Genomic DNA, 22570 nt, shown 5'->3' with positions numbered 1-22570 from the left:
CCTAAACGTTTTCAGGGTTTGCTCAGAAGCAAATAACGGGCGTAGGAAATCGGATTTTCAATCGATTTTCGGGCGCTTATCGGGTCGCCGATCCGGAAAAACGAAGTCCGTCCCGGTTTGGAATTCACCTCCAGGATCCAAACGCGGCCCTCGCGGTCCACGCCGAAATCGAGGCCAAGTTCAGCCAGGCGGCCGAAGCGGGACTCCAGGTATTCCGGTACCCGCAAGGACAGATGGCGGATGGTTTGAACGACGGATTTACCGCCGTCTTCCCCAAGCTCCCGAATCAGATAAGGCAGCGCTTGATGCGCCGTGCCGCCGCCGTGAAGATTGGAGGTCAGCGAATGCTTCGGACCGACCCGCACCGCCATTCCCGTTAAGCTCCATTCCCCTTTTTCGTTTTTTTGCATGAGAACTCGAATATCGAACGGCTCGCCTTGCGCGTTGTTTAACTGCAGATAAGGCTGGATCAGAAAGGGGCGGGCTCCGATAAACTTATCGATCCATTCCAGCCCGGCTTTACGGGAAGAGAAACGCCGTTTAAACAACGCGTTGCTGCCGCTCCGGCCGACCATTCCCATTCCCTTGCCGGAGTCCGTCAGCTTGACGTAAAGCGTCCTTTTGCCGTGCGTACCGTTTCGGGGTTTCAGAAAAGCCTCTCCGTCATGGGCTTCAAGCCATTCGGCGAGCTGCAGCGGACCTTCGTACAGCGCGGTTTCCGGCAAATAAGGAGCGAGATCCCGGTATTTGCTTAACGCCTGGTATACCGCCCATTTTCCCGCAAGCCCCCGCGCCAGGTAGATATACGGATGTTTGGCGGCCAGCTTAGACAGCAGGCGCTGTTTGCGCAGCTGCCCTTTGCGGTCATAGGTCAGGCAGCGGTCATAAATGATATCCGGCAGGGGGAGCCGTTTGCGGACCCAGCCTCCCCGCTCAAACATGTAACCCGGAATCCCGCTTGCGTTGCCCTCCGAAATCGAAGGCAAACAAAATACGTAAACGCACACGCCCTTCCTTTCGCCGATCCGGCAAAGCTTGCGGCAAAAAGAAGCTTCAGCGAAAGGAAGCGGGCCTTCGCTTTCGGCGACAAGAACGCCGACGCTGCCTTTGAGAGCATGATCCATCGGATGATTCCTCCTTAGAAGCCGGACAAATAGCGGGTGTATTCTATAACTCGCTTGACCGACGGGCGGATCTTTCCGGCGCCCATCGGGGTGTTGTCGTTTTTGGAAGGTTTGGAGTTGACCTCAATCAGCCAAACCCGGCCGCTGATGTCGACCGCCAGATCGATGCCGAATTCCCCGAAATGGGCCGGCAAATTGGCGTCAACGCCCTGGGCGATGTCCAGCGCCGCCTTTCTCAATCTGGCGCCGACCCTGCTCTTCATTCCCGGCTGCAACGAACTGCGCGAGATCGCCTCCTTAACCGTGCTTAGCGTGCCTCCGCGGGCCAGGTTGGACACGAAGTGCTGGTTTCCGGCAATCCGGGCGACGATCGAGGTCGTGCTCCACTTGCCGGCCAGATTTTTCTGGACAAGAGCGCGGAAATCGACCGGCCGATGATCGATCTCGATCAGGTGCAGCCCTTGCTGAATCTGGTACCGGGTCGCCTTCATGCGGCCGGACAAGGCGGAGAAAAGCTTGGTTAGGCTGGGATAGGTATGGCGCCGCGTACCGCCGACCTGGGTGGTTAGCGCCTGATAGACGCCGTTTTCGAGCCTTGAAATGCGAATGATCCCTTTTCCCAAACTGCCTTTGACCGGCTTCAAAAAAACGATCGGGTATTTGGCGCACATGGCTTTGAGCATGGAGTAGCCCCGGAACAGATGGGATTCCGGCAAATAACGGAGCAGCGAGCCGTCTTTGGCCAGCGCGTCGAACACCTCGGTTTTATCGAGATATTTCTCGTTGAAAAAATGGCTCCCGTAACGGGATTTTACTTCTTTCATAAAATGCTGTACGCTAGGTTTGTTCTCCAGTTTGCGGGAGGTCAGCCGATTGTAAAATACGTCTGCGGCCGGCAATTGGGTCTTTTTCCATTCGTCTTTGTAGAAGACCCAGCCGGACACTTGTTCGGAATTTTTGCCGATATGCTCCGGCGTAAAAAAGTAGACATACACCCCTTGCCTGGAGCAGGCGTTTGCGAGTTCCCTGCAAAATAACGTCATTTTACCGAAAGGTCTTTCCGGATTTTCCGCATAGTCCTGGCTAAGCAAAACGCCGAGCAAGGGGCCGAATTGAATGGTAGATGAATGAGGGCGATATGTGAGCCGCAGCGGCGATCGCGGCTGAATTCCCATTTTCCTTGCAAGTCCAGCACTCATTCGAACTCCGTCGGATCTGGTTAAAGGGATGACTTTTACACTGTGCCGGAATGATCCGAAGGCCAGGAAGAGTGGAAGATCGGTCGGTATTTTCCACTGTTTGATCAGCATGTCTCCGAGCGCGAGAGTATCGTCTTCAAGCAGGCCCGGACTCATGATCTGTACCGTCATTTTTTTGGAGGGCATGTAGCGGATCTCCTTCCAAGCTAAGCTTGAGTCTTGGATGCAAGCAAAGATCGTCTGCGTCAAATGCATGTAATGCATCATATGAGGACATAGAATCCTTGGTGATTGACCTATGCCCGTTTTCGCGGGCTATCGGGCGGGTGATGAAGCAATGTTTCCCGGTCCGGGCGCGGGCTGAAAGCGGAAACTGCGAGCGAAGAGTTAGGTAGTAGCCTAAGATATTAGGTAATTGCCTAAGATAAAGGAGGAAACCTGGGTGGCCGATTGGCTTTATGTTGTCATTAACGTGGTGGTGGCTGCCTTCGTGGGCGGAATAACCAATCATTTTGCGATTAAGATGCTGTTTCACCCCAGAAATCCGGTACATATCGGCAAGTTCAAGGTTCCGTTTACGCCGGGGCTTATTCCGAAGCGGCGGGACGATATCGCCGAGTCGCTGGGCCGGGTGGTGGCGGAATACCTGGTTACGGCCGAAGGGCTGCAGGAGACCGTGCAGCGGCCGGCCTTCCGGCAAAAAGCGGAGGGGTATTTGCAAGGTTTGATCGAGCGCTGGGAGGCAAGCACGTTGACGCTTGGCGATGCGGCCGTGCGGATATGGGGCGAAGCGGGATGGGAAGCGCTGAAACCGCGGCTGGCCGCCGAGGCGCGGCGTGCGTCGGCGGCAGGATTTGAAAGCCTGTGGCGGCGTTACGAGTGGGATAGCATTCCTCTAAAAAAGCTCATTCCCGGCTGGTCGGAGGCAAGCCGCAAGAAATGGAGCACCGCCGCGGCGGAAGCGATTCTGCAGGCGGTGGAAGAAGAGCTGCTGTCGGCCGCAGGGCAGCGGATGCTGTCCAAGATGGCTTCGGGCCTGATGGACAAGGCCGGCGGATTCCTCGGAACGATGGCGGCGATCTTTGTGGATGAAGATAAGCTGGTGCAAAAGCTGACGCCGGCCCTTGTCCGGGCGCTGCGAGGGGAGGAGGCGGTAAGCAAAACGGCGAAGGCGATCGAAACGCGGCTTGAGCAGTACGGAGACAAACCGGCCGCGGAGCTGCTTGCCGCCCTGACCGGGGAGGAGGCTTTGGACTGGCTTATGGGGAAGCTGGAGCTTCTGCCGGTGGAAGCATGGATCGAACAGGCGGAAGGAATGCCGCTCCGCTCCTTGCTGGCCCCCTGGAAGGAGCGGGCGGCCGCGGCGATTCCCGCGGTGGCCGAACGGGCGCTGCGCCTCACGGCTCAGGGGATCCCCGCGGCCATGCAGGCCGTTCAACTGCCGCAGCTGGTTGAGGAGCAGGTGCGGAAATTCCCGGTGGAACGCCTCGAGGAGATCATCCTCAGCGTGTCCGGCAAGGAATTCCGCGCGATCACCTGGCTGGGCGTGCTGCTCGGCGGGGGCATCGGCTTGTTCCAGTCTTTGTTGATGCTGGTGGCAAGGTAAAGCGGGTAATACTGGGTGGAATTGATGATTTTGGGTGATTATAGGTAACGTTGGGGCAATGCTGGGTAAAGTTAGGTAATTATGGGTAAAATAAGGTAAAATTAGGCAACTTTAGTCAATGCTTGGTAATACTGGATAAAGTCAGGTAATGTTAGATAGTGTTAGGTAGTGTGGTAAGAAGGGTTCACCGCATCTCGGGCGCCGTGGTGCAGGCTTTTGCCGCATAACTTTGACGTTCCGAGTGCCGGAGATGGTTTCGCACCGCGCGCCGGGAGCTGCGCGTGGTGCGAAAGTAATGGCGGCCGGCGAATTGCTTCTGCTCATTTGACGCAGGGATAGTGGAGTGATGCAGGGATAGCGGAGTGTGACGCAGGGTTAGCGGCGTTGCAGCATTAATGGGATGCAGCGTTCAGAATTTCGCGCCGGTGCCTCCTTCGGTGACGGCGGCAAAAATAGCGGAAATTTATGTGCTTATTATCTTGATATGAGCCTGTCCATCTCCATTAGCGGCATTTTTTGTTCTTATGTTAGCTAGCGTTCCAAAATTATTTTTCCGAAGAAAGCATAAATTTTTGAATAAGGCCAATTTTAGGAGGAAAACGGATGAATATTTATGACAAAGCGCATGATTTGGCGGCAGCCTTGAAGGACAGCCCGGAAGTGGCGGAAATTACGGATGCGTTGAAGCTTATAGAAGCCGACCCGGAGGGTAAACGGATGCTGGACGATTTCCGCGTCCGCCAAAACGCGGCGCAGCAGCGGATGATGGCGGGGGAAATGCCGTCTCCCGAAGAAATGGAACAGATGGAGAAGCAGTTCGAGGCGCTGAGCCTGAACCTGAACATTCGCCGTCTGTTTGACGCGGAACGCCGGCTTAGCATCATTATCCAGGACATCAACAAGATCATTACGGACAGCTTGCAGCATTTGTACGGGGCGGGAATGTAAAACTTAAAAAGGTTCTCATATTCTTTCGTTTCCCTTCATAGATTAGAAGAGAACAAGAGGACAGGCGAGAGTGCGAATCTCTTAATCTATGAAATGAAGGAGCTGCGAAAGATGAAAACGGTAAAGAAACCGAACAAATGGAAGCATGTCGTTTATTTGATTCTGGCGCTGGCGATGCTCGTGTACGCGCTGCCGCTCATTTCCTTTGATCCAGGGGCCGGCTGGGTATCGCTGTTCGGCGCGGTCTGGGCGGGTTTTGCCTTTCTCGTGATCGGGGCTCATCTGCATTTTTTGCTGGGCGTTAGCGAAGAGAAGCAACGCGAGCTCGACAAAATCCGGCGGGCCAAACTTCGGGAATGGGAGCTAAAGTGGCAGGAGGAAGGCGGCCGCGGCCAGAGTGTATAACGCCGGTTGCCCGGCAAGGCGGGTTCGTTGGAACCATGCCGAGCTTGGGCTAAGACAAAAAGGGCTTTCCCGACGAAGACGGTTCTTCTCGGGGGCCCTTATTTGCATTATTTTAAAAAAACTCGGCAGGGTAGAGGACGACGCGCAGGTAGAGGAGGGAAGGAGTTTTATTTACCTCGAATTGGCCAAGGTGAGCTCGTTTAGCGCAAAATAGTTATATGGGTCCGTTAGCTAGGTTGGGAAATATCCGGGAAACGGGCGGACAAAGTCTCTGGAGTGCGTTGGCGCAGCGTCCATAAATCAGCAAGAGCCCCGGCCCAGGAAAAACCTCGCCGCCGGCGAGGTCCTTTGCCCGCGCAAACCCATACGCTCAGCGCAAGGGGAGGGATGGATATGGGGGTCCACCCGCTGTAAGTTTCAGGTTCTTATCAAACTTGCTTTAAGGTTAGAACCTGACTCTAAAGGCGGGCCGTAAACCTTCCACCCCATACCCATTTCCTCTTCTGTTCTACTACGAGAATCCGTTCCCTTCTTTGATGTGCAGCAGCACCGGGGACTTTGGTTTTGCCTGCCTGGGCCATGCTTCCACCGGGAGCTACAGCTCGCCTTCGCCCGTCAGCATCTTGTCGTTGCTTTCTCCGGGCGGCACCATCGGATAGACGTTCTGCTCTTCCCGGACGTTGAACTCCATTAACGCGGGGCCCGGAATTTCCAGCGCCTGGCGAATCGCAAGTTCGGCCTCCTGCACCGTCTGCGCGCGAAATCCGGGGACCCCGTAGGCGTTCGCGAAGGCCGCAAAGTCCGGCGAGGAAATTTGCACGGAGGAATAACGCCGTTCATAAAACAGCTGCTGCCACTGCCGGACCATGCCCAAATAACCGTTGTTCAGGATGGCGATTTTAACCGGCAGCCGGTAGTCGACGGCCGTCATTAATTCCTGCAGGTTCATTTGAAAGCTCCCGTCTCCGGTCACGCACAGGATCGGCCGGTCATCGCCCTCCAGGGCGATCGCCGCGCCGATGGCGGCGGGGAAGCCGAAGCCCATCGTGCCGAGTCCGCCTGAAGTCAGGAATGAACGGGGGCGGGAAAATCTGTAGTGGTGAGCGGTCCAGATTTGATGCTGTCCGACATCCGTAGCCACGACCGCATTGCCCTCCGTCAGTTTGTCGAGCAGCTTAATGACTTCCTGCGGGTTCAACGTGCTTTTGCCGTCAGAGGCGGTAAATTGCGGGACCTTTCGTTCCCAGCCGGCGGCGTCTTCCGCCCATTCGCTTCCCAGGCTATCGCAGGGTTGAGCGTTCAGCTGGGCCAGCAGTTCCCGAATACCCCCCTGGATGCTCAGATCCATGGGGATATTTTTGTCCAGCTCGGCATCGTCGACATCGACCTGGATCTTCCAGGACTGCGGGGAAAACGATTTGGCTTTGCCGGACAAACGGTCGTTTAGCCTCGTGCCGAGGCAGATAAGCAGGTCGGCCTGATGGACGGCCCGGTTGGCGGCATAGGTGCCGTGCATGCCGAGCATGCCGAGGTACAGCGGATGCCGGGAGGGAAAAGCCCCGATCCCCATCAGCGTAGTCGCGACGGGAATCCCGGCGTTCTCGGCGAACCGGACGAGCTCCTCGGCGGCGCCGGACGAGACTACCCCGCCTCCGGCTACGAGAACCGGGCGGCGGGATGCCCGAAGTTTGACCCGGATGAGGCCTGCGGACTCGTCAGGAATCGGCGGGGCGGGTTGATAGCCGCGGATCGAAGCTTGCAGGGCCGGAACCAGCCCCGTTTTGGCCGCCATTATATTTTTGGGCAGATCGATCAGCACTGGTCCGGGTCTTCCCGTCGTGGCGATATAAAAGGCTTCCTTCACGATCCGCGGCAATTGGGCGATATCCGTAACGGCATAATTATGTTTCGTCACATCCATCGTCATGCCGAAAATGTTCACTTCCTGAAAGCTGTCGCGCCCGATCAGATCGGTGGATACCTGCCCCGTCAACACCACCAGCGGCACCGAGTCCATAAAGGCGTTGGCAATCCCCGTCACCGCGTTCGTAGCTCCCGGTCCCGAGGTGACCAGGGCCACGCCGGCCCGTCCCGTAACCCGCGCATAACCGTCCGCCGCATGTACGGCGGCCTGTTCGTGCCGGGTCAGAATATGCCGGATGCCGGAGCATTCATAGAGCGCGTCATAAATCGGGATCACCGCTCCGCCGGGATACCCGAAAATCGTATCGGCTTTTTCCTCCAGCAAGCATTCGATCAACAGCTCTGCTCCCGTTTTAAGCCGCAATGTCTGGTTTATACTCATCGTTAGCTTCCTTTCCGTTTGATTTTTGACAATTTTAACCGAGAAATGTTGATCTCGGAGTGACTCCAGTCATAAAATGCGCGGGGGTCCGGAGGTTACGATAGCATTAGGAGTTCATAGGCCGCTTAAGCATGAGGCGTTTGGCTTGCGGCATTAAGGAGGTCGAAACTTAAACGTGAGCAAAAAAATCGCCGTCATCGGCGGAGGCATAACCGGGTTAAGCGCGGCTTATTACGTGCGTAAATTGCTGCGTGAACAGGGGGTAAACGCTGGGGTTACCCTCGTGGAACAGTCCGATCGGCTGGGCGGCAAAATCCGTTCCCTACGACGTGACGGCTTTACGATAGAACAGGGCCCGGATTCAATGATCGCGCGCAAGCCCGCCGCGCTGGAATTGATCCGGGAACTCGGGCTGGAGGATAAGCTGGCGGGAACGAATCCGCAGGCGAAGCGAAGTTATATATTGCATCGCGGCAAATTCCATCCCATGCCGCCGGGGCTGATGCTCGGCATACCGACGCAAATGTGGCCGATGGTCAAGACGGGGCTGCTCTCTCCGGCCGGCAAGCTGCGGGCCGCGATGGATCTGCTGCTTCCCGCGCGGCGCGGCGGCGGCGACGAATCGCTCGGCGGCTTCATCCGCCGCCGGCTCGGCAGAGAAGTGCTGGAGCAGATGACGGAGCCGCTTCTAGCCGGCATATATGCCGGGGACACCGAACAGCTTAGCTTGAAAGCGACGTTTCCGCAGTTTATGGAGATGGAGCGCAAGCACCGCAGCCTGATCCTTGGGCTGCTGGCCGGCAAAAAGCAGCCGCCGCGGCCGGGGGGAAGCCAGGTCCCGCTGCCGAAGGCCGCGCAAACCAGCATGTTTCTGACGTTGACGGGCGGTTTGGAGGGACTGACGGAAGCGCTGGAGGAATCGCTAAGCGAAGAGAAAATAATTACCGGCCAGGCGGTAACCGGACTGTCGCAGCAAGAGGCGGGTTATGAGCTTAACTTAAGCGGGGGCGAGCGTTTGAACGCGGACGGAGTCATTTTGGCAGTTCCTGCTTTTGCTGCGGCCCGGCTATTGGATGGCGTTCCCGAAGCCGCTTACCTGGAGCGGATCCGTTATGTGTCCGTGGCCAATTTAGCCTTCGCCTACCGGCGGGAAGACGTTCCGCACGATTTGAACGGCTCCGGCGTGCTTATCCCGCGCGGGGAGGGGCGAATGATTACGGCCATTACCTGGGTTTCTTCGAAATGGCTGCATTCGGCTCCCGGCGATAAAGCGCTGCTGCGAGCCTATATCGGCCGCCTGGGCGACGAGGCATGGACCGCGATGTGCAGGGCCGACATCGAGCGCCGGGTGGCCGCCGAGCTGCGCGATTTGCTGGGCATCGCCGCCAGCCCGCTGTTTTGCGAGCTCGCCGCTTTGCCGGAGTCGATGCCCCAATATCCGGTCGGGCATGTCGAGCGGCTTGAGGCGCTGCGCGGGGCATTGTGCCGGGCGAAGCCGGGGCTGCTGCTGTGCGGCGCGGGATATGCCGGCGTAGGCATTCCCGACTGCATCCGGCAGGGCAAGGAAGCCGCTGAAAGCATGGCGGCTTATTTGAGGGATGGACGGTGAGGCAAATGATTCAAGACAGGGACTACAACGTAAATCCGTTTATCGTCATCTGGGAGGTGACGCGGGCTTGCGCGTTAAAATGCCTGCACTGCCGGGCGGAAGCCCAGTATCATCCCGATCCGCGCCAGCTTAGCCTCGAGGAAGGGAAGAAGCTGATCGGCGATATCGCGGAAATGGATAAACCGCTGTTCGTGTTTACCGGCGGCGATCCGCTGATGCGCCCCGATTTGTTCGAGCTGGCCCGGTACGCGATTCAGGACAAAGGGCTGCCGGTCTCGATGACGCCAAGCGCCACGCCGCGGGTCACATTTTCCGCCGTGCGTAAGGCCAAGGAGGTCGGCTTGTCCCGCTGGGCATTTAGCCTTGACGGTTCGACGGCCGCAATCCATGATCATTTTCGCGGAACACCGGGTTCCTATGAAATGACGATGAAAGGGATCGGTTTTTTGCAACAGCTCGATATTCCGATCCAGATCAACACGACGGTCTCCCGCTACAACCTGGACGACCTGCCGCGGATCGCCGAAGCGGTAAAGGAGATGGGGGCCGTGCTTTGGAGCGTGTTTTTCCTCGTGCCGACGGGCCGGGGGATGGTGAGGGACATGATTACGCCCGAGGAGCATGAACGGGTGATGGAATGGCTGGCCAAGATGCAGCGGGCGATGCCTTACGGCATCAAAGCGACGGAGGCGCCGCACTATCGCCGTGTGTTTTTACAGCAGCAAAAGCGCGGAGGCGGTGCCGGCGAAGAGGCCGGGGCGGTGAAGCGCAAAGATGTGCTCGGCCGTTCGCCCAAGGGCGTTAACGACGGGGACGGCTTCGTGTTTATCAGCCATACCGGCGAGGTGTACCCGAGCGGATTTTTGCCGGTAAGCTGCGGCAACGTCAGGGATTCTTCGCTATCCGACATATACCGGAACTCGCCCGTCATGCGGCAGCTCCGCGACAAGACATTGCTGAAAGGCAAATGCGGCGCCTGCGAGTACAAGCAGCTTTGCGGCGGTTCCCGGGCCAGGGCGTACGCCGTGACCGGCGATTATCTGGAAAGCGATCCGTACTGTGCTTATGTACCGCGGGGGTATGAGCGGAAGTAGCTTCCGGTCGTGGAGCTTGAGGAGCTCGAGGAACTCAAGGAAACGGATTTTTCGCGAATATTCAGACTGTTGAGAAAGTCCATTTTTAAAATTTGAACACAAAATTCGGGCTCAAGTCCAAAATCAGTGCTTGATAAAATAAATGATGACGTAGATGTGGGGGCTCTCCAGACCATTTTGCACGATTATCCCTATGGTTCAGGAAGTCAGGTCACCTGCTCAAACGGGATAATCGTGCAAAGCCTCCGGATAGCTAGTCTCGCTCCAGGCCACGGTCTGTTGCCGGCAGATCGTTTTAAATCGATTTTTCTTTGCGAAGGCGAGAGTCACCACACAAAATTTTAAATTATGGAAAAGTCTAAAGACTTTCTCAACAGTCTGGAATATTGCGGCTGCTCGGCCGAACCGTTGCGGCAGCTATGCAAAAAGAGAGGATACAGGGGCCGGCATCACCGGTTCCCGTATCCTCCTTCGCTTTAACGGCCGTACATTCCCGGGTCAAGAAACCCGCTTGCCGCTTGCCTCTAGCCTTTGATTTCCGGGGGTTCACTTGCTTTTTCGTTCGAAGGTTACTTTCCAGTGCTCCTCCGCCACCTGCTCGCATTGATTGCGGTACCCTCTAAGTTCCATCAGCTTCAGCAGCGGAACGGGCTTGAGCGTGGCGTGCAGGACGAAAATCTCGCCTCCCTTCAACTGCTTAACGGTGCTCATAATGATTCCTAACGGCTCCGCTCCCTGGCGCAGCTGCGGGCGTACATCAAGCTCGACAACCCGGTTCTCCATGATTCGTCCACCTCCAAACTTTAATTTTTGCCGATTTTCACCCGGAATGTGTCCGGCCCTTCTTCAAGATACTCCCAAGTGAACCGTCCGGGATGCATCGCCTCAAATTGATAACGCAGCGGCACCGGGTCATGATCGTTGATCAGCAGCATGGCTTCTCCCGGATGCAGGGCTTCGTAAGCGTCAAAAATAGTTTTATGCTTAAGCTGCGGCGGATACTCGGTGGCGTTTACGGTTGCTTTAATCGGATTCATTTTGAAGTCCTCCCTAATTGATTAGTTAAAATTTAAAATCTTATCGTTCGCCCTCATTATATCAACGGCTTCGGAATGGATTGTGATATCAGTCACAAGATAAAAAACGGCACGATATTCGCTCTTTTTTCTGTTGGGAAGCTGTCATGATTACAGTGACCGGCGTCACTGGAGCGATTTCCTCCGGCGGATATAATGATCCGTAATTTGCCCCATCCATTTGAAAAATAAGGAGAGGACGCCGTCATGCGCTTGAAGCATTATATCCCCAATCAGCATGGAGCCTGGGCGATGTTGGTCCTTCCGTTCCTGTTCGGCATGGCCGCCTCGACCCCCGGGTGGATCCATGCCCTGCTGTTTGCTTGCTGGCTGCTGATCTACTTGCTGATGTTTCCTTTGCTGCAGTGGGTCCGCACGGGCAAAGGCGATCGCTACCGCAAACCGGCCTTGCTGTATGGAACGCTTCTCGTCCCTGCCGGAACGGCGCTCGCCTTGCTTCGCCCCGACATCATCTTGATGGCCCTGCTGTTCCTGCCTCTGTTTGCCGTCAACGTCTACTACGCCAGGCAAAAACGCGAACGCGCCCTGGTTAACGACATCGCCGCCATCGTGCAGTTCAGCATCATGGTGTTTGTTTCTTTCAGGTTGGGCGGAGGTACGGACTACGGGGCAGCCGTGGAGCTGTTTTTGATCAGCATCGGCTATTTCGCGGGCACGGCTTTTTACGTCAAAACGATCATCCGCGAGCGGAACAACCCCCGGTTCTATTTCTATTCCGTGAGCTATCACCTGATATTGTCGCTGCTCGCCGCTTGGCTGTTCCCCCTTTCGCTATTGCTGCCGGCTTTGCTGCTGCTGGCCAGGGCCGCATGGTGTCCGCGCATACGGATCACGGCAAAGCAAACCGGAATCATGGAAATTGTCTATTCCGTGATCGTGCTTGCGGCCGTATGGATGACTTATGCCTGAACGTGTATAATGGAAACAGAGTAGTACAGATTCGGGCAAGGGGGTATAACAGTTGGAGGGGCAGGAAGAAAGCGTCACAAAACACGAGCAGCTGCTTCAACATATCGAACAACTTAAGATCGGTACGAAAATTTCCGTGCGCAAGCTGGCCAAAGCGATGGGCGTGAGCGAGGGAACGGCTTACCGCGCGGTCAAAGAGGCGGAAAACCTCGGCATCGTCATCACCAAGGAGCGGATCGGCACCGTTCGCGTGGAGAAGAAGCCGCGGAACATCTCCGATCAGCTTACGTTCGGCGATGTGGTCGACATTGTGGAGGGACATGTGCTTGGCGGCGGCGAAGGGCTGGACAAAACGCTGCACAAATACGTCATCGGCGCGATGAAAATCGATGCCATGGCGCGGTATATCGACGCCGGAAGCCTGCTGATCATCGGGAACCGCGACAACGCCCATTCGCTCGCTTTGGAGCAGGGAGCGGGGGTGCTGGTGACCGGGGGCTTCGGCACAAGCCGCGAGGTCAAAGCGCTGGCGGACAAGCTGGCGCTGCCGATCATTTCCTCGCGCCACGATACGTTTACCGTTGCATCCATGATCAACAGGGCCATTTTCGACCGGTTGATCAAGAAAAAAATCATGCTGGTGGAGGATATCGTCGCCCGTAAGCCGCGGGTGAACATGCTGAAAGCCGCGAGCAATATCTCCGATTTTGACGAGTTGTCGCTGGAGACGGGGCATCAGCATTTTCCGGTCGTGGACGAGTGGAACCGGGTCATCGGGATCGTCAGCCGCAAAAACGTGGAGGAGCTCAGCGGGGATCAGCCCATTGAAAAGTGCATGACGCGCCATCCGATTACGGTGGGACTGCAGACGTCGCTGGCTTCGGCCGCGCAAATCATGGTTTGGGAAGGGATCGATTTTTTGCCGGTGGTGGACCGCAACCGGAAGCTGGTTTCTTCCGTCACGCGCCGGGAGGTGCTGCAGGCGATGCGCGACGTGCGCAACCAGCCGCAGCTCGGGGAAACGTTCGAGCACCTGATGTGGAACGGTTTTGCCGAAGAGCGCGACGCGGAGGGGAAACTGTTTTTCCGCGGGATGATAACGCCGCAGATGGCTACCGACCTCGGCACGATTTCGCACGGCGTGCTCACCTCGCTGATGACCCAGGCCGGCCTGCGCACCGCCAAGGACGCAAGCGGCATGGACTTCGTCGTCGACAACATTACGACGTATTTCGTACGTCCGGTGCAGATCGAAAACCCGGTCGTCATCCTTCCGGTCGTGCTGGAAATGAGCCGCCGGGCCTGCAAGCTGGAGATTATGTTAACTTATCAGGACTATCTCGTTTCCAAGGCGGTCATGGCGCTGCAATCGATCGATCACGCATAGCGGGCCGGATGAAACCGGCCGGTTGGAAGAACCGCTCATAGGCAGCACGGGCGGACCATGCGGATAAGGCCGAAAGATCGGAATTCAGCGGAGTCAGCCGAACCGGATGAGCAAGCCAGTTGACTCGGGCGAGCCGGGATTTTGGGGAATTTCCTGCATATAAATTCCAGCAGGCAACTACTTTCCGGAGGTAATTTCTTGGCATAAATTTCTCATAGATGAGCTTAACTACTCCGCCTTTTGGCGGGAAAAGATGCCGTGATTGCGGATGCCGGCAAAAATGTTAAACGCGCCCAGCACCATAAACAACGCGCCGATCACGACGCGGAGCGAAGAGCCGCTGAACATGAACATTTGGATCAGCGCCAAAATAATGAGCGTGACCCCCATGCTGATGTTGGTTTTGGCGGCGGACAGTCCGCGAACCTTAGGGTCGAGCGAACGGCGCGACTTAAAGCTGAAAAAGACGGAACAAACGCAGGCGATAATGAGTACGGCGTACAGAATGTATTGAATCGTTTGGATCATGGGAAGATCTACAGCTCCTTTTTTACAATTGGCTTGATGGCTTTGAAAAATGCGGGTGATGATCATCGCGGGGATGATCATCGGCTTGGCTTGGGAATAGGCGCTCTTAACCCCGGCTAGCCGGCTACTGCATCAACGAACCGCTGATTACTGGAACAATGAACCGCTGATTGCTGGAACGGCCGACCGTGGCCTTCAAAATAGCGGCACTTTATGTCCTTATTATCCGGAGCCAGGCATGTTCATCCCCTTTAGCGCCATTTTTTGTCCTTATTTCCCGATGAATGGTCAAAGCGACGGCATTTCCTAGCGATCGGGGGAAAATAACGGCATAAATTGCCTCTATTTCTCTCAAATGAACGGATATCGCCGGAATAACAACTTTTTTTGCTCTTATTTTTCACTAGCGTTGCATTAAAGATTTCCCAAAAAGCTACCCGGGATCTAACGGTTGTAGCAGTTGCTATTTTACGAAAAAAGGCCTTTTCTAAATTCTAACGGTTGTAAGCGTTGTTATTTGCCTGAATCTAAGCCCAAATAGCCGGATTTCAGTGAAATTAGCACCATGGCAACCGTTACGATTTAAAATCAACGTTTTTGGAACAAATAGCGCTTGTGGCAACCGTTAAAATATGGGTATGGGCTAGAAAATGTATCTTGTCAGATTTAATGCAACGCTAGTGTTTATTTTTCCGCCGCAGTTTCCCGGTCTCAATCATCCTTGCAGTCAGCCTGTTTTTTGCGGGTGTGCTCGTGATCAAACTCCGTTTTTTTAATAACCGGGTTCGATAAAAGTTAAAAAAACGGAGTTTCAGCACCGAGAAGGTTGGATGAAGCCAGGGGCTGAGGAGCGGAGCGTACGTTTAAGGTACGTGAGCACCGGAAGACCCGGCTGAATTCAAGATTCGATGCCGAATCCGCTTCGAGCACACAACTGCGTGATCAAACTCCGTTTTTTTAATAACCTTATTGTAGCATGAAAAGTTAGAGCCGGATATACGGCCGCATATCCACCCACACCTGCAGCACCCCTTCGCTCACGAGCATCGTTTTAACCTGGATGCTGTACTCCTTGTCGCGTACGATATAGATTTTCCGGTTCAGCAGCGTCCGGGCCATTTTGGCATCGGAGTCGATGTCGAAAATGTTCCTGCCGCGAAGCACCTCAAGCTCGTCATGGAGCTGCTTGGTGACTTCCTTGACCGCCAGCGAATCGAGCGGAGGATCCCGTTCCTCCACGCGCACCTTGATCTCTTTGATCACGGTCGAGCGGTTATTGTATTTTTTCAGCGTCCGGAGGTCCTCCTCGGCTTGATGCAGCTGGATTTGCAGATCCTTGTTTTGAATCCACAGCACGTTGTAGCTTGTCTGATAGATTACGTTGTATACGATGCTTCCCGCCACCATCCCCAGAATAAACACGGCGGCAAGCTGCAAAAACCGACGGAATCCCTTGATTTCCGGCCGCTTTGCTTCATTCATCCCCGGCTTCCCCCGCACATCCATCTCACCAGCTCGGAACCCATGTGGGCGCCAAAGAATGCAAACAGCAAATACAAAATCTGCTTGATGGCCGGGGACAGGTTTCCGTCAAAAAAATTGCTTTCGATGACCCGCATCGGATCGATTGTGCCCCCGATCGCGGCGGCAAGCGCCCAAATTTTAATGCGGTCGGCGATGTCCAGCATCGTTTGGGTCGGCGGCTGCAGGGAAACGACGGCCCCGATCCCGCCAACCATAGCTCCGCCCACGACGATTCCGAATGCGATAAAAAAGTCCATAACCGCTTTGCTCAAAAACGAACTCACGATACAAGCTCCCCTTTCCGAGGTCTGTCCTATCCTCTACCATTCTATGGGCGCGCTTGGGCTATGTATGATAAAATATTTATAGAGTTTGAAAGCGAAAAGGAGGGGATCGCATGGACAGCTTCGTTCATCTGCACGTACATAGCGAATACAGCTTGCTCGACGGCGCGGCCAGACTGGAAGAGCTCGTCGCCAAAGCGGCGGCTTCCGGCATGAAGGCGCTCGCGCTGACGGATCACGGTGTCATGTACGGCGCGGTTCCTTTTTATAAATTGTGCAAAGCTCACGGGATCAAGCCGATCATCGGCTGTGAAGTTTATTTTACGGCAGGCTCGCGCAAGGAGCGGGGGAGCCGTCAGGATCAGCCGATCCACCATCTGATTTTGCTGGCTAAAAATGAAACCGGGTACCGGAATTTGATGAAACTCGTCTCGATCGGCCATCTGGAAGGCTTCCACTACAAACCGCGGATCGATTGGGAGGCGCTGGAGCGGCATCGGGAAGGGCTGATCTGCTTGAGCGCCTGTCTGGGCGGAGAGGTGCCGCATCATTTGCTGCGCGGATCTTACGAGGAAGCGAAAAAAGCGGCGCTGCGCTATAAGTCGGCGTTTGGCGGAGATTTTTATCTGGAGCTGCAGGATCACGGTCTGCCGGAGCAAAAAAAGGTAAACCTCCAGCTTATTCAGCTGGCGCAGGAGACGGGGATCGAACTGGCGGCCACCAACGATGTGCATTACTTGAACAGGGAGGACGCCGAGGTTCAGGATGTGCTCATTTGCATCGGCACCGGCAAAACGGTCGACGACGAAAACCGGCTCAAAATGAACACGGACCAGCTCTACCTGAAAACCGGGGATGAGATGGCCGCGTTGTTCCCGCATGTGCCCGAGGCGCTGGCCAACACGGTTAAAATAGCCGAGCGCTGCGAGCTTGAGCTGGAATTCGGCCGCCATATTTTGCCGGCTTACCGCCCGATTCCGGAAGGGCTGACCGCGGAGAGCTATTTGGCTGAGCTGTGCGAAAAAGGGCTGGAGGAGCGCTACGGCCATCTGGACGTGTGGCAGGACAAAGCGGATCGGGAACGGCTTGAGCAGCGGCTGCGTTATGAGCTGGAAGTGATCGGCAAGATGGGATTTTCCGATTATTTTCTCATCGTTTGGGATTTCATTGCCTTCGCTCACCACAGCGGGATCGTTACCGGCCCGGGCCGGGGATCGTCGGCAGGCAGCCTGGTTGCTTACGTGCTGCGCATCACCGATGTCGACCCGATCAAGTATAACCTGCTGTTTGAACGGTTTTTGAATCCCGAGCGGGTGACGATGCCGGATATCGATATCGATTTCAGCGACGAGCGCCGCGACGAGGTGATCGCCTATGTGGCAAGCAAATACGGGGCCGAGCACGTGGCCCAGATCATTACGTTCGGGACGATGGCGGCCCGCGCCGCCGTTCGCGATGTGGGCCGGGCGCTGAATGTGCCGTTTGGCGAAGTCGACAAGGCGGCGAAGCTGATTCCGGCGCATCTGGGCATCACGATTGAACGGGCCCTTAAGGAAAGCCCGGATTTAAAAGCGATGTACGAATCGGCGCCGCGGATCAAAGGGCTGCTGGACATGGCGATGAAGGTGGAAGGCATGCCGCGGCACGCCTCCACGCACGCCGCCGGGGTCGTCATCTCGCGCGATCCGCTGACGGATGCGGTGCCGCTGCAATCGGGGAGCGAGGATGCCGCTTTAACCCAATATTCCATGGAAAACCTGGAAGCGATCGGCCTGCTCAAAATGGACTTTTTGGGCCTGCGCACGTTGTCCATCATCGAGCGCTGCCTGCGCTGGATCGAAGAGCAGACGGGAAGTGTCCCCGATTTCCGGCATGTTCCCGATAATGATCCGGCTACCTATGACATGCTCGGACGAGGCGAAACGACCGGGGTGTTCCAATTGGAGTCGGCGGGGATGCGCCGGGTTTTGCGCGAATTGAAGCCGACGTTGTTCGAAGATATCATTTCGGTGAACGCGCTTTACCGTCCCGGCCCGATGGAGTTCATTCCGAAATACATCGCCAGCAAGCACGGGCAGGTTACCGTCGAGTTTCCGCATCCGGATCTTGAATCAATACTGAACGACACGTATGGGATCATCGTTTATCAGGAGCAAATCATGCAAATCGCCTCCAAAATGGCGGGATTTTCCTTGGGTGAAGCCGATTTGCTGCGGCGCGCCGTCTCGAAGAAAAAGCGGGAGGTGCTGGACGAGCAGCGCGGCCATTTCGTCAGCGGCAGCCTGGACCAGGGTTATACCGCCGAGGAAGCGAACGCTGTATACGATATGATCGTCCGCTTTGCCGATTACGGCTTCCCGCGGGCGCATGCGGCCGCCTATGGCGTGCTGGCGTTCCAGACGGCGTATCTGAAGGCGCATTATCCCGTCCAGTTCATGGCCGCGATGCTGACAGCCGTTATGGGCAGCCACCACAAGGTGGCGGAGTATATCGTCGAATGCCGGCGGATGGGCATCACCGTGCTGCCGCCGGACGTGAACGAAAGCGGCGTGTTGTTTACGCCGCAGGCTCGGGTTGGCGCCGGAGCTGCGGACGGGAGCTTCGCGGGAGGAACGGCGGGAGGCCCGGAAGCCGGGGGAGACGTCACCGCAGCGGAAACCGTCTTGGCGGCGCGGGGGCAGGCCGGCGCTTCCGGCGGAGAAGATGCCGCGGAGCCCGTTAGCCCCGCCGCGGCCTTGGGGGTGATCCGCTTCGGGCTGGCAGCGATCAAAAACGTCGGCACCCAGGCGATCGAAAGCATTATGCGCGAGCGGAAGGAGCGGCCGTTCGACAGCCTGCTCGATTTTTGCCGCCGCGTCGATCTGCGCACGTGCAACAAGCGCGTTATCGAATCGCTGATTCAGGGCGGCGCGTTTGACTCCCTCCCGGGGCACCGCGCCCAACTGCTGGCGATGCTGGACGAGACGGTGGAAGCCGCGCTTAAATGGCGCAAGGAGCGTGAGGATTTGCAAATCCAGCTGTTCGATTTTGTGGAAACGCCAAACTGGGACATCGAGTACCCGGATGTTCGGCCGTTTACCGCCGCGCAGCAGCTGGAATTGGAGCGGGAGCTGCTCGGACTGTACCTGTCCGGCCATCCGCTGGACGATTACGATGAGCTGCTTGAGCAGGAAGGCGCCGACCGGCTGATGGATTTGGCCGAAGCGGCGGATGAAAGCCGGACGGTGGTGGCCGGGATGGTCGTGTCGGTCAAAGCGATCACGACGAAGCAGGGCAAGGCGATGGCCTTCATGGAGCTGGAGGACCAGATCGAGCGCTGCGAGGTCGTGTTGTTTCCCGAAGTGTGGCGGCGCTGCTCGGCACACGTCAGCAAGGGGGCCTTGCTTGCGCTGCGCGCCACCGTCCAGCTGCAGGACGAAGGCTTCAAGCTGCTGGCCGACGAGGTGGCCCCGCTCGGCGCGCCAGCGCTGGCGCAGCTGCGCCGCGGGCTCACCCGCGGGCGCGGGGCGTATGGCGGCGCCGGGAGAAGCGCCGCAGCGGGCAGCGGCGGCGGAGCGGACGCGGGCGCGGGCTCGCGCGCAGGCGGCAACGGCAGCGCCGGCAAGGGCGCGAGCGCCAGCCGAAGCGGCGGCGCCGAGCAGCCGCCCGCGCGCGCAGCGGCGGCGCAGGGCGCGCCTGCGGCCGCGGCCCGGCCCCGGCGCGAGCCCGCCGCCCCGGCGCCGGCAGGGGCGCCGCAAGGCGCCGCCGGGCAGGCGCCCGGCCATGGCGCCGCTGCCGGGCGTCCCGGCGCCCGCGATGCCGCGGCCAACGCCGCACCGCCCGCCGCGGGCGGCCGCCGCGGACAGAAGCCGCCGGCGCAGCAGCGCGTCTTCATCAAAATCACGGCCGCGGCGGAGAACGCGCGCCTGCTGGAACAGCTGAAGACGCTGCTGGAGCAGCATCCCGGACCGGTCGGGACGGTGCTGTTCTACGAGAGCACCGGCAAGCTGCTAGCCTTGTCCGAACGTTACAACATCAAACCGTCCCCCGCGCTTTTCCGCGAAATGGAACAGATGCTCGGTCCGGATACCGTCAAGGTGAGATAACCGGACTTGGCGTTCTTGCCATTGGTCAAGTTCGCATCATGTCCGTTGCCCGGTCTATTGCTTGGCTCCTGGCAAAACTTGATGGTGAAGTGCTGAGAAAGGTGCGCTTCGCGAAAGACTAGCAAATCGATCCGGAAGTAACATAGCTTGTCTCTAAGTAAGTACCATAAATAGTGTTTGCCATCCATTCCTGGCGATAGTATGGCAAGTGCTTAGCGAGCATGGTGCAAAAGTCAGACTGGTGGATCACCAAAAAATAGCGGAACTTTAAGGCCTTATTTTCATGAAATGTGCATGTTCAACACCATTAGCGGAATTTTATGGCCTTAATTCCCAACGAATGGTGCACAAAATGGCTATTTTCATGCGATACGAAAAAATAACGCCATAAATGTCCGCTATTTCACTCAAAGTGGGGAGATTGCCGAAATAGCGCCATTTTTTTCCTTATGTTTTCTCCCGAGCAAGCTAACTTGAAAAGGATGTAAAAGCAGCCCTCCTTGCAAAATGGAAGCGACAAGCAACCATTGAAGGAGGGTTTCGTTATTGGTAAGCCCAGATGTACAGTGGAGGCGGTACAGATCCAAAAAGGCGTTAGACTCTGCCGCATTGGGATTATTGGATACCAGTAACACGGGCGGTCAGCAGGGTCTTCTAATTTTGCAGGCAACCCCAGCCTGGCCCAAAAAATACAAAGCAGCCCACTCGTCCCCATTTACCTCACATTGGAAAAATCCAATAGATGGACGAAGTTCGAACGGAATTTTGAACTCTCCTTGGAAATATCCAATAGAATTCGCAGCGAACCGTCCCATTTCACTGTGCCGCTCCTAATCTATTGGAAATTACCAATTACGCTGAAGACCGGCCATTCGATTTCCAATTCTATTGGATAATTCCAATCTGAACGATGTGTTAGGCTGCGGAAGTCTATCGCCCGGCTATACTGGCTATTCTAGCTCTATAAGAACCCCCTATACCAGCGGATTTTCAGGCTTGGCTCCGTTTTAACGAACATTTTTTACGCTTCAAGCATACACTTAGGAACACAATACGCCATGAACAAGGACCCCCCGGGGCCCGAGTGAGATGATATTTCGGAAAAACGCGCTGCATCCGGCACCTGCTCTGGCGCCCGCACCTGCACCTGCACCTGCACCCGCTCCGCGCGGTGCTGCGCCGCTTGGCGGCGGCCAGTCGACCGAGGCGCCCGTATAGTTTGCGGTAAACGCACAATCGGCCGCACAGTGACGCACCACGGTTGGCCATGCCATAGAAGCCGGCATTCGTTGCCGTGCTTCCCCCGCCGGGACAAGGCAGCGGTGCGGGTATGGCCTTGACCCGGAGCGCACCTCGGGGCACGCCCCGGAGCAGGCCTCGGAGCACGCCCCGAGCCGGACCGCATTTTTTCGGAATGAAGGAGGAAATCGGATGACCTATGAAATTGCGGAAGCCCAGTTGCTGCGCAGAGGCGTTAGGCTGGAGGAAATTGCGCAAATCGTGTATTCCTTGCAAATTGCCTATCATGACGATTTGACGCTGGAGCAGTGCTTGGACAGCGTAAAGGCGGTGCTGCAAAAAAGAGAGGTGCAATACACTTTGTTTACGGGGATCGCTTTGGATGAGCTGGCGGAGCAAAAGCTCCTTCCCGAGCCGCTGCAATCGATCATGGAAGCGGATGAGCCGCTGTACGGCGTTGATGAAACTTTGGCATTAGGCATTACGAGCGTTTTCGGAATGATCGGGCTGACGAGTTTTGGGTTTTTGGACAAGGTTAAGCCCGAAATCATCGGCAAGCTGAACAACAAAGGCTCCGATATCCACGTATTCATGGATGATCTGGTGGCCGGACTAGCCGCGGCCGCTTCGGCCAGAATCGCCCATAACCACAAAAATGCCGCCACTTATTCCCAAAAATAACAGCGCTCCCGCCTCCGAATTAAAGGAGTTGCGCTGAAGAAGAGGAAATGCTATTGAAAATAAGGGAGCTGCTATTAAAGATAAAATTTCAAGCAGAGGCAGTGCTTTTTTTAGCTGGACAGCTTATGACAAGCTTCGCGGCAAAGCGGAGCCCGCGGGTCCCCTCTCCGGCGGGAACGGGGCGTTTTACGGCGCGGGATGACAGCCTAAAAATCCGACGGATTTCGCGCGCTCCGCTTCCATTTTGCGACCTTTCCCTTTGTTGCGGGGGATTTGAAAATTATGTTATCATAACTCTATTATACGGGCTCAAAGATTAAAGTAGGGGGCTTTGAAAAGGACATGTGGACTGTAATGTATATTGCGCCAACCGCCAAGGTTGCGGATATGATCAAAACGAAACTCACCGAAGAAGGCTTCCTCGTCCAAACACGTCCTGTCAATTTATCCAAGCAGCAGTTCGAAATTCTGGTTCCTTCCGGGGAGCTTGAGGAAGTGCAAGAGGTTTTGAATTCGATTTTGCATCCTTAGGCGGAATTGTCCACA

Annotated in this window: 19 protein-coding genes; 11 read left to right on the top strand and 8 right to left on the bottom strand. The window is 56.4% G+C overall.

All coding sequences use genetic code 11. The features are described from left to right. Nucleotides 1-11 precede the first annotated feature (11 nt). Together NYE74_RS25940 and NYE74_RS25935 are read right to left on the bottom strand one after the other, a co-directional pair. Complete coding sequence (locus tag NYE74_RS25940; protein ID WP_036624429.1) at nucleotides 12-1124, bottom strand: YheC/YheD family endospore coat-associated protein; 1113 nt, start codon at nucleotides 1122-1124, stop codon at nucleotides 12-14. A 14-nt stretch (nucleotides 1125-1138) separates the two neighbouring features. Further along, nucleotides 1139-2509, bottom strand: coding sequence for a YheC/YheD family endospore coat-associated protein (locus NYE74_RS25935; protein WP_155620442.1), 1371 nt, complete (start codon nucleotides 2507-2509; stop codon nucleotides 1139-1141). Between the two features lie 256 nt (nucleotides 2510-2765). Here NYE74_RS25935 and NYE74_RS25930 point away from each other — a divergent pair, with 256 nt between their 5' ends. The 3 genes from NYE74_RS25930 (at nucleotide 2766) to NYE74_RS25920 (ending at nucleotide 5282) form a co-directional block, all read left to right on the top strand. Further along, nucleotides 2766-3929: a DUF445 family protein gene (locus tag NYE74_RS25930; protein WP_036624425.1), complete on the top strand. Its 1164-nt coding sequence runs from the start codon at nucleotides 2766-2768 to the stop codon at nucleotides 3927-3929. Nucleotides 3930-4532: 603 nt separating this feature from the next. Beyond that, on the top strand, nucleotides 4533-4877 hold the full coding sequence (locus NYE74_RS25925; protein WP_036624424.1) for a YlbF family regulator: 345 nt from the start codon (nucleotides 4533-4535) through the stop codon (nucleotides 4875-4877). Between the two features lie 111 nt (nucleotides 4878-4988). Continuing rightward, entirely contained in the window at nucleotides 4989-5282 is a 294-nt protein-coding gene (locus NYE74_RS25920; RefSeq protein WP_036624422.1) for a hypothetical protein, read from the top strand. Between the two features lie 595 nt (nucleotides 5283-5877). On the opposite strand, the gene ilvB is transcribed toward NYE74_RS25920, so the two are convergent. After that, nucleotides 5878-7587, bottom strand: a complete 1710-nt coding sequence (ilvB, locus tag NYE74_RS25915) for a biosynthetic-type acetolactate synthase large subunit (RefSeq protein ID WP_036624418.1) — start codon at nucleotides 7585-7587, stop codon at nucleotides 5878-5880. 175 nt (nucleotides 7588-7762) lie between these two features. On the opposite strand from ilvB, the gene hemG reads away from it, so the two are divergent. Then, on the top strand, nucleotides 7763-9196 hold the full coding sequence (hemG, locus tag NYE74_RS25910) for a protoporphyrinogen oxidase (protein WP_124331636.1): 1434 nt from the start codon (nucleotides 7763-7765) through the stop codon (nucleotides 9194-9196). Nucleotides 9197-9201: 5 nt separating this feature from the next. Further along, a complete protein-coding gene (locus NYE74_RS25905; protein WP_036624414.1) occupies nucleotides 9202-10290 on the top strand; it encodes a TIGR04053 family radical SAM/SPASM domain-containing protein in 1089 nt (362 codons plus the stop codon). 546 nt (nucleotides 10291-10836) lie between these two features. Here NYE74_RS25905 and NYE74_RS25900 read toward each other — a convergent pair. After that, nucleotides 10837-11073 carry a DUF2249 domain-containing protein gene (locus NYE74_RS25900; RefSeq protein ID WP_036624413.1) on the bottom strand — a complete coding sequence of 79 codons (237 nt, stop codon included), beginning with the start codon at nucleotides 11071-11073 and terminating at the stop codon, nucleotides 10837-10839. 20 nt (nucleotides 11074-11093) lie between these two features. Then, nucleotides 11094-11327, bottom strand: coding sequence for a DUF2249 domain-containing protein (locus NYE74_RS25895; RefSeq protein WP_036624411.1), 234 nt, complete (start codon nucleotides 11325-11327; stop codon nucleotides 11094-11096). 246 nt (nucleotides 11328-11573) lie between these two features. Here NYE74_RS25895 and NYE74_RS25890 point away from each other — a divergent pair, with 246 nt between their 5' ends. Then, nucleotides 11574-12296, top strand: a complete 723-nt coding sequence (locus NYE74_RS25890; protein ID WP_036624410.1) for a YwiC-like family protein — start codon at nucleotides 11574-11576, stop codon at nucleotides 12294-12296. A gap of 52 nt (nucleotides 12297-12348) precedes the next feature. Then, entirely contained in the window at nucleotides 12349-13683 is a 1335-nt protein-coding gene (locus NYE74_RS25885) for a DRTGG domain-containing protein (RefSeq protein WP_036624407.1), read from the top strand. Nucleotides 13684-13911: 228 nt separating this feature from the next. Here the strand turns inward: NYE74_RS25885 and NYE74_RS25880 are convergent, their stop codons facing one another. The 3 genes from NYE74_RS25880 to NYE74_RS25870 all read right to left on the bottom strand — a co-directional run bounded on the left by NYE74_RS25880 (nucleotide 13912) and on the right by NYE74_RS25870 (nucleotide 16019). After that, nucleotides 13912-14211 (bottom strand): YtpI family protein, encoded by a 300-nt coding sequence (locus NYE74_RS25880; RefSeq protein ID WP_036628498.1) that lies wholly within the window; start codon nucleotides 14209-14211, stop codon nucleotides 13912-13914. A gap of 984 nt (nucleotides 14212-15195) precedes the next feature. Next, nucleotides 15196-15693, bottom strand: a complete 498-nt coding sequence (locus tag NYE74_RS25875) for a hypothetical protein (protein ID WP_051985597.1) — start codon at nucleotides 15691-15693, stop codon at nucleotides 15196-15198. Further along, entirely contained in the window at nucleotides 15690-16019 is a 330-nt protein-coding gene (locus NYE74_RS25870) for a YtrH family sporulation protein (protein ID WP_036624406.1), read from the bottom strand. Before NYE74_RS25870 ends, NYE74_RS25875 begins: the two co-directional genes overlap by 4 nt. Nucleotides 16020-16132: 113 nt before the next feature. On the opposite strand from NYE74_RS25870, the gene NYE74_RS25865 reads away from it, so the two are divergent. The 4 genes from NYE74_RS25865 to NYE74_RS25850 all read left to right on the top strand — a co-directional run bounded on the left by NYE74_RS25865 (nucleotide 16133) and on the right by NYE74_RS25850 (nucleotide 22555). Continuing rightward, a complete protein-coding gene (locus NYE74_RS25865; RefSeq protein ID WP_341005275.1) occupies nucleotides 16133-20104 on the top strand; it encodes a DNA polymerase III subunit alpha in 3972 nt (1323 codons plus the stop codon). A 1089-nt stretch (nucleotides 20105-21193) separates the two neighbouring features. Then, a complete protein-coding gene (locus tag NYE74_RS25860) occupies nucleotides 21194-21322 on the top strand; it encodes a hypothetical protein (RefSeq protein WP_278740270.1) in 129 nt (42 codons plus the stop codon). A gap of 213 nt (nucleotides 21323-21535) precedes the next feature. Then, nucleotides 21536-22024, top strand: coding sequence for a phosphatidylglycerophosphatase A family protein (locus tag NYE74_RS25855; RefSeq protein ID WP_155621077.1), 489 nt, complete (start codon nucleotides 21536-21538; stop codon nucleotides 22022-22024). 342 nt (nucleotides 22025-22366) lie between these two features. Continuing rightward, nucleotides 22367-22555, top strand: a complete 189-nt coding sequence (locus NYE74_RS25850; protein ID WP_036624401.1) for a hypothetical protein — start codon at nucleotides 22367-22369, stop codon at nucleotides 22553-22555. Nucleotides 22556-22570: the final 15 nt, after the last annotated feature.

Origin of the sequence: Paenibacillus sp. FSL P4-0127 (assembly GCF_038007325.1) — a bacterium.
GTDB classification, from domain to species: domain Bacteria; phylum Bacillota; class Bacilli; order Paenibacillales; family Paenibacillaceae; genus Fontibacillus; species Fontibacillus macerans.
This window is presented reverse-complemented; position numbering and strand designations above follow the sequence as displayed.

Coding starts and splice junctions, on each gene's coding strand:
- NYE74_RS25920 (WP_036624422.1), top strand. CDS start 4,989: ATGAAAACGGTAAAGAAACCGAACAAATGGAAGCATGTCGTTTATTTG.
- NYE74_RS25940 (WP_036624429.1), bottom strand. CDS start 1,124: ATGGATCATGCTCTCAAAGGCAGCGTCGGCGTTCTTGTCGCCGAAAGC.
- NYE74_RS25925 (WP_036624424.1), top strand. CDS start 4,533: ATGAATATTTATGACAAAGCGCATGATTTGGCGGCAGCCTTGAAGGAC.
- NYE74_RS25860 (WP_278740270.1), top strand. CDS start 21,194: ATGATATTTCGGAAAAACGCGCTGCATCCGGCACCTGCTCTGGCGCCC.
- NYE74_RS25890 (WP_036624410.1), top strand. CDS start 11,574: ATGCGCTTGAAGCATTATATCCCCAATCAGCATGGAGCCTGGGCGATG.
- NYE74_RS25865 (WP_341005275.1), top strand. CDS start 16,133: ATGGACAGCTTCGTTCATCTGCACGTACATAGCGAATACAGCTTGCTC.
- ilvB (WP_036624418.1), bottom strand. CDS start 7,587: ATGAGTATAAACCAGACATTGCGGCTTAAAACGGGAGCAGAGCTGTTG.
- NYE74_RS25905 (WP_036624414.1), top strand. CDS start 9,202: ATGATTCAAGACAGGGACTACAACGTAAATCCGTTTATCGTCATCTGG.
- NYE74_RS25895 (WP_036624411.1), bottom strand. CDS start 11,327: ATGAATCCGATTAAAGCAACCGTAAACGCCACCGAGTATCCGCCGCAG.
- NYE74_RS25850 (WP_036624401.1), top strand. CDS start 22,367: ATGTGGACTGTAATGTATATTGCGCCAACCGCCAAGGTTGCGGATATG.
- NYE74_RS25855 (WP_155621077.1), top strand. CDS start 21,536: ATGACCTATGAAATTGCGGAAGCCCAGTTGCTGCGCAGAGGCGTTAGG.
- NYE74_RS25875 (WP_051985597.1), bottom strand. CDS start 15,693: ATGAATGAAGCAAAGCGGCCGGAAATCAAGGGATTCCGTCGGTTTTTG.
- NYE74_RS25900 (WP_036624413.1), bottom strand. CDS start 11,073: ATGGAGAACCGGGTTGTCGAGCTTGATGTACGCCCGCAGCTGCGCCAG.
- NYE74_RS25880 (WP_036628498.1), bottom strand. CDS start 14,211: ATGATCCAAACGATTCAATACATTCTGTACGCCGTACTCATTATCGCC.
- NYE74_RS25935 (WP_155620442.1), bottom strand. CDS start 2,509: ATGCCCTCCAAAAAAATGACGGTACAGATCATGAGTCCGGGCCTGCTT.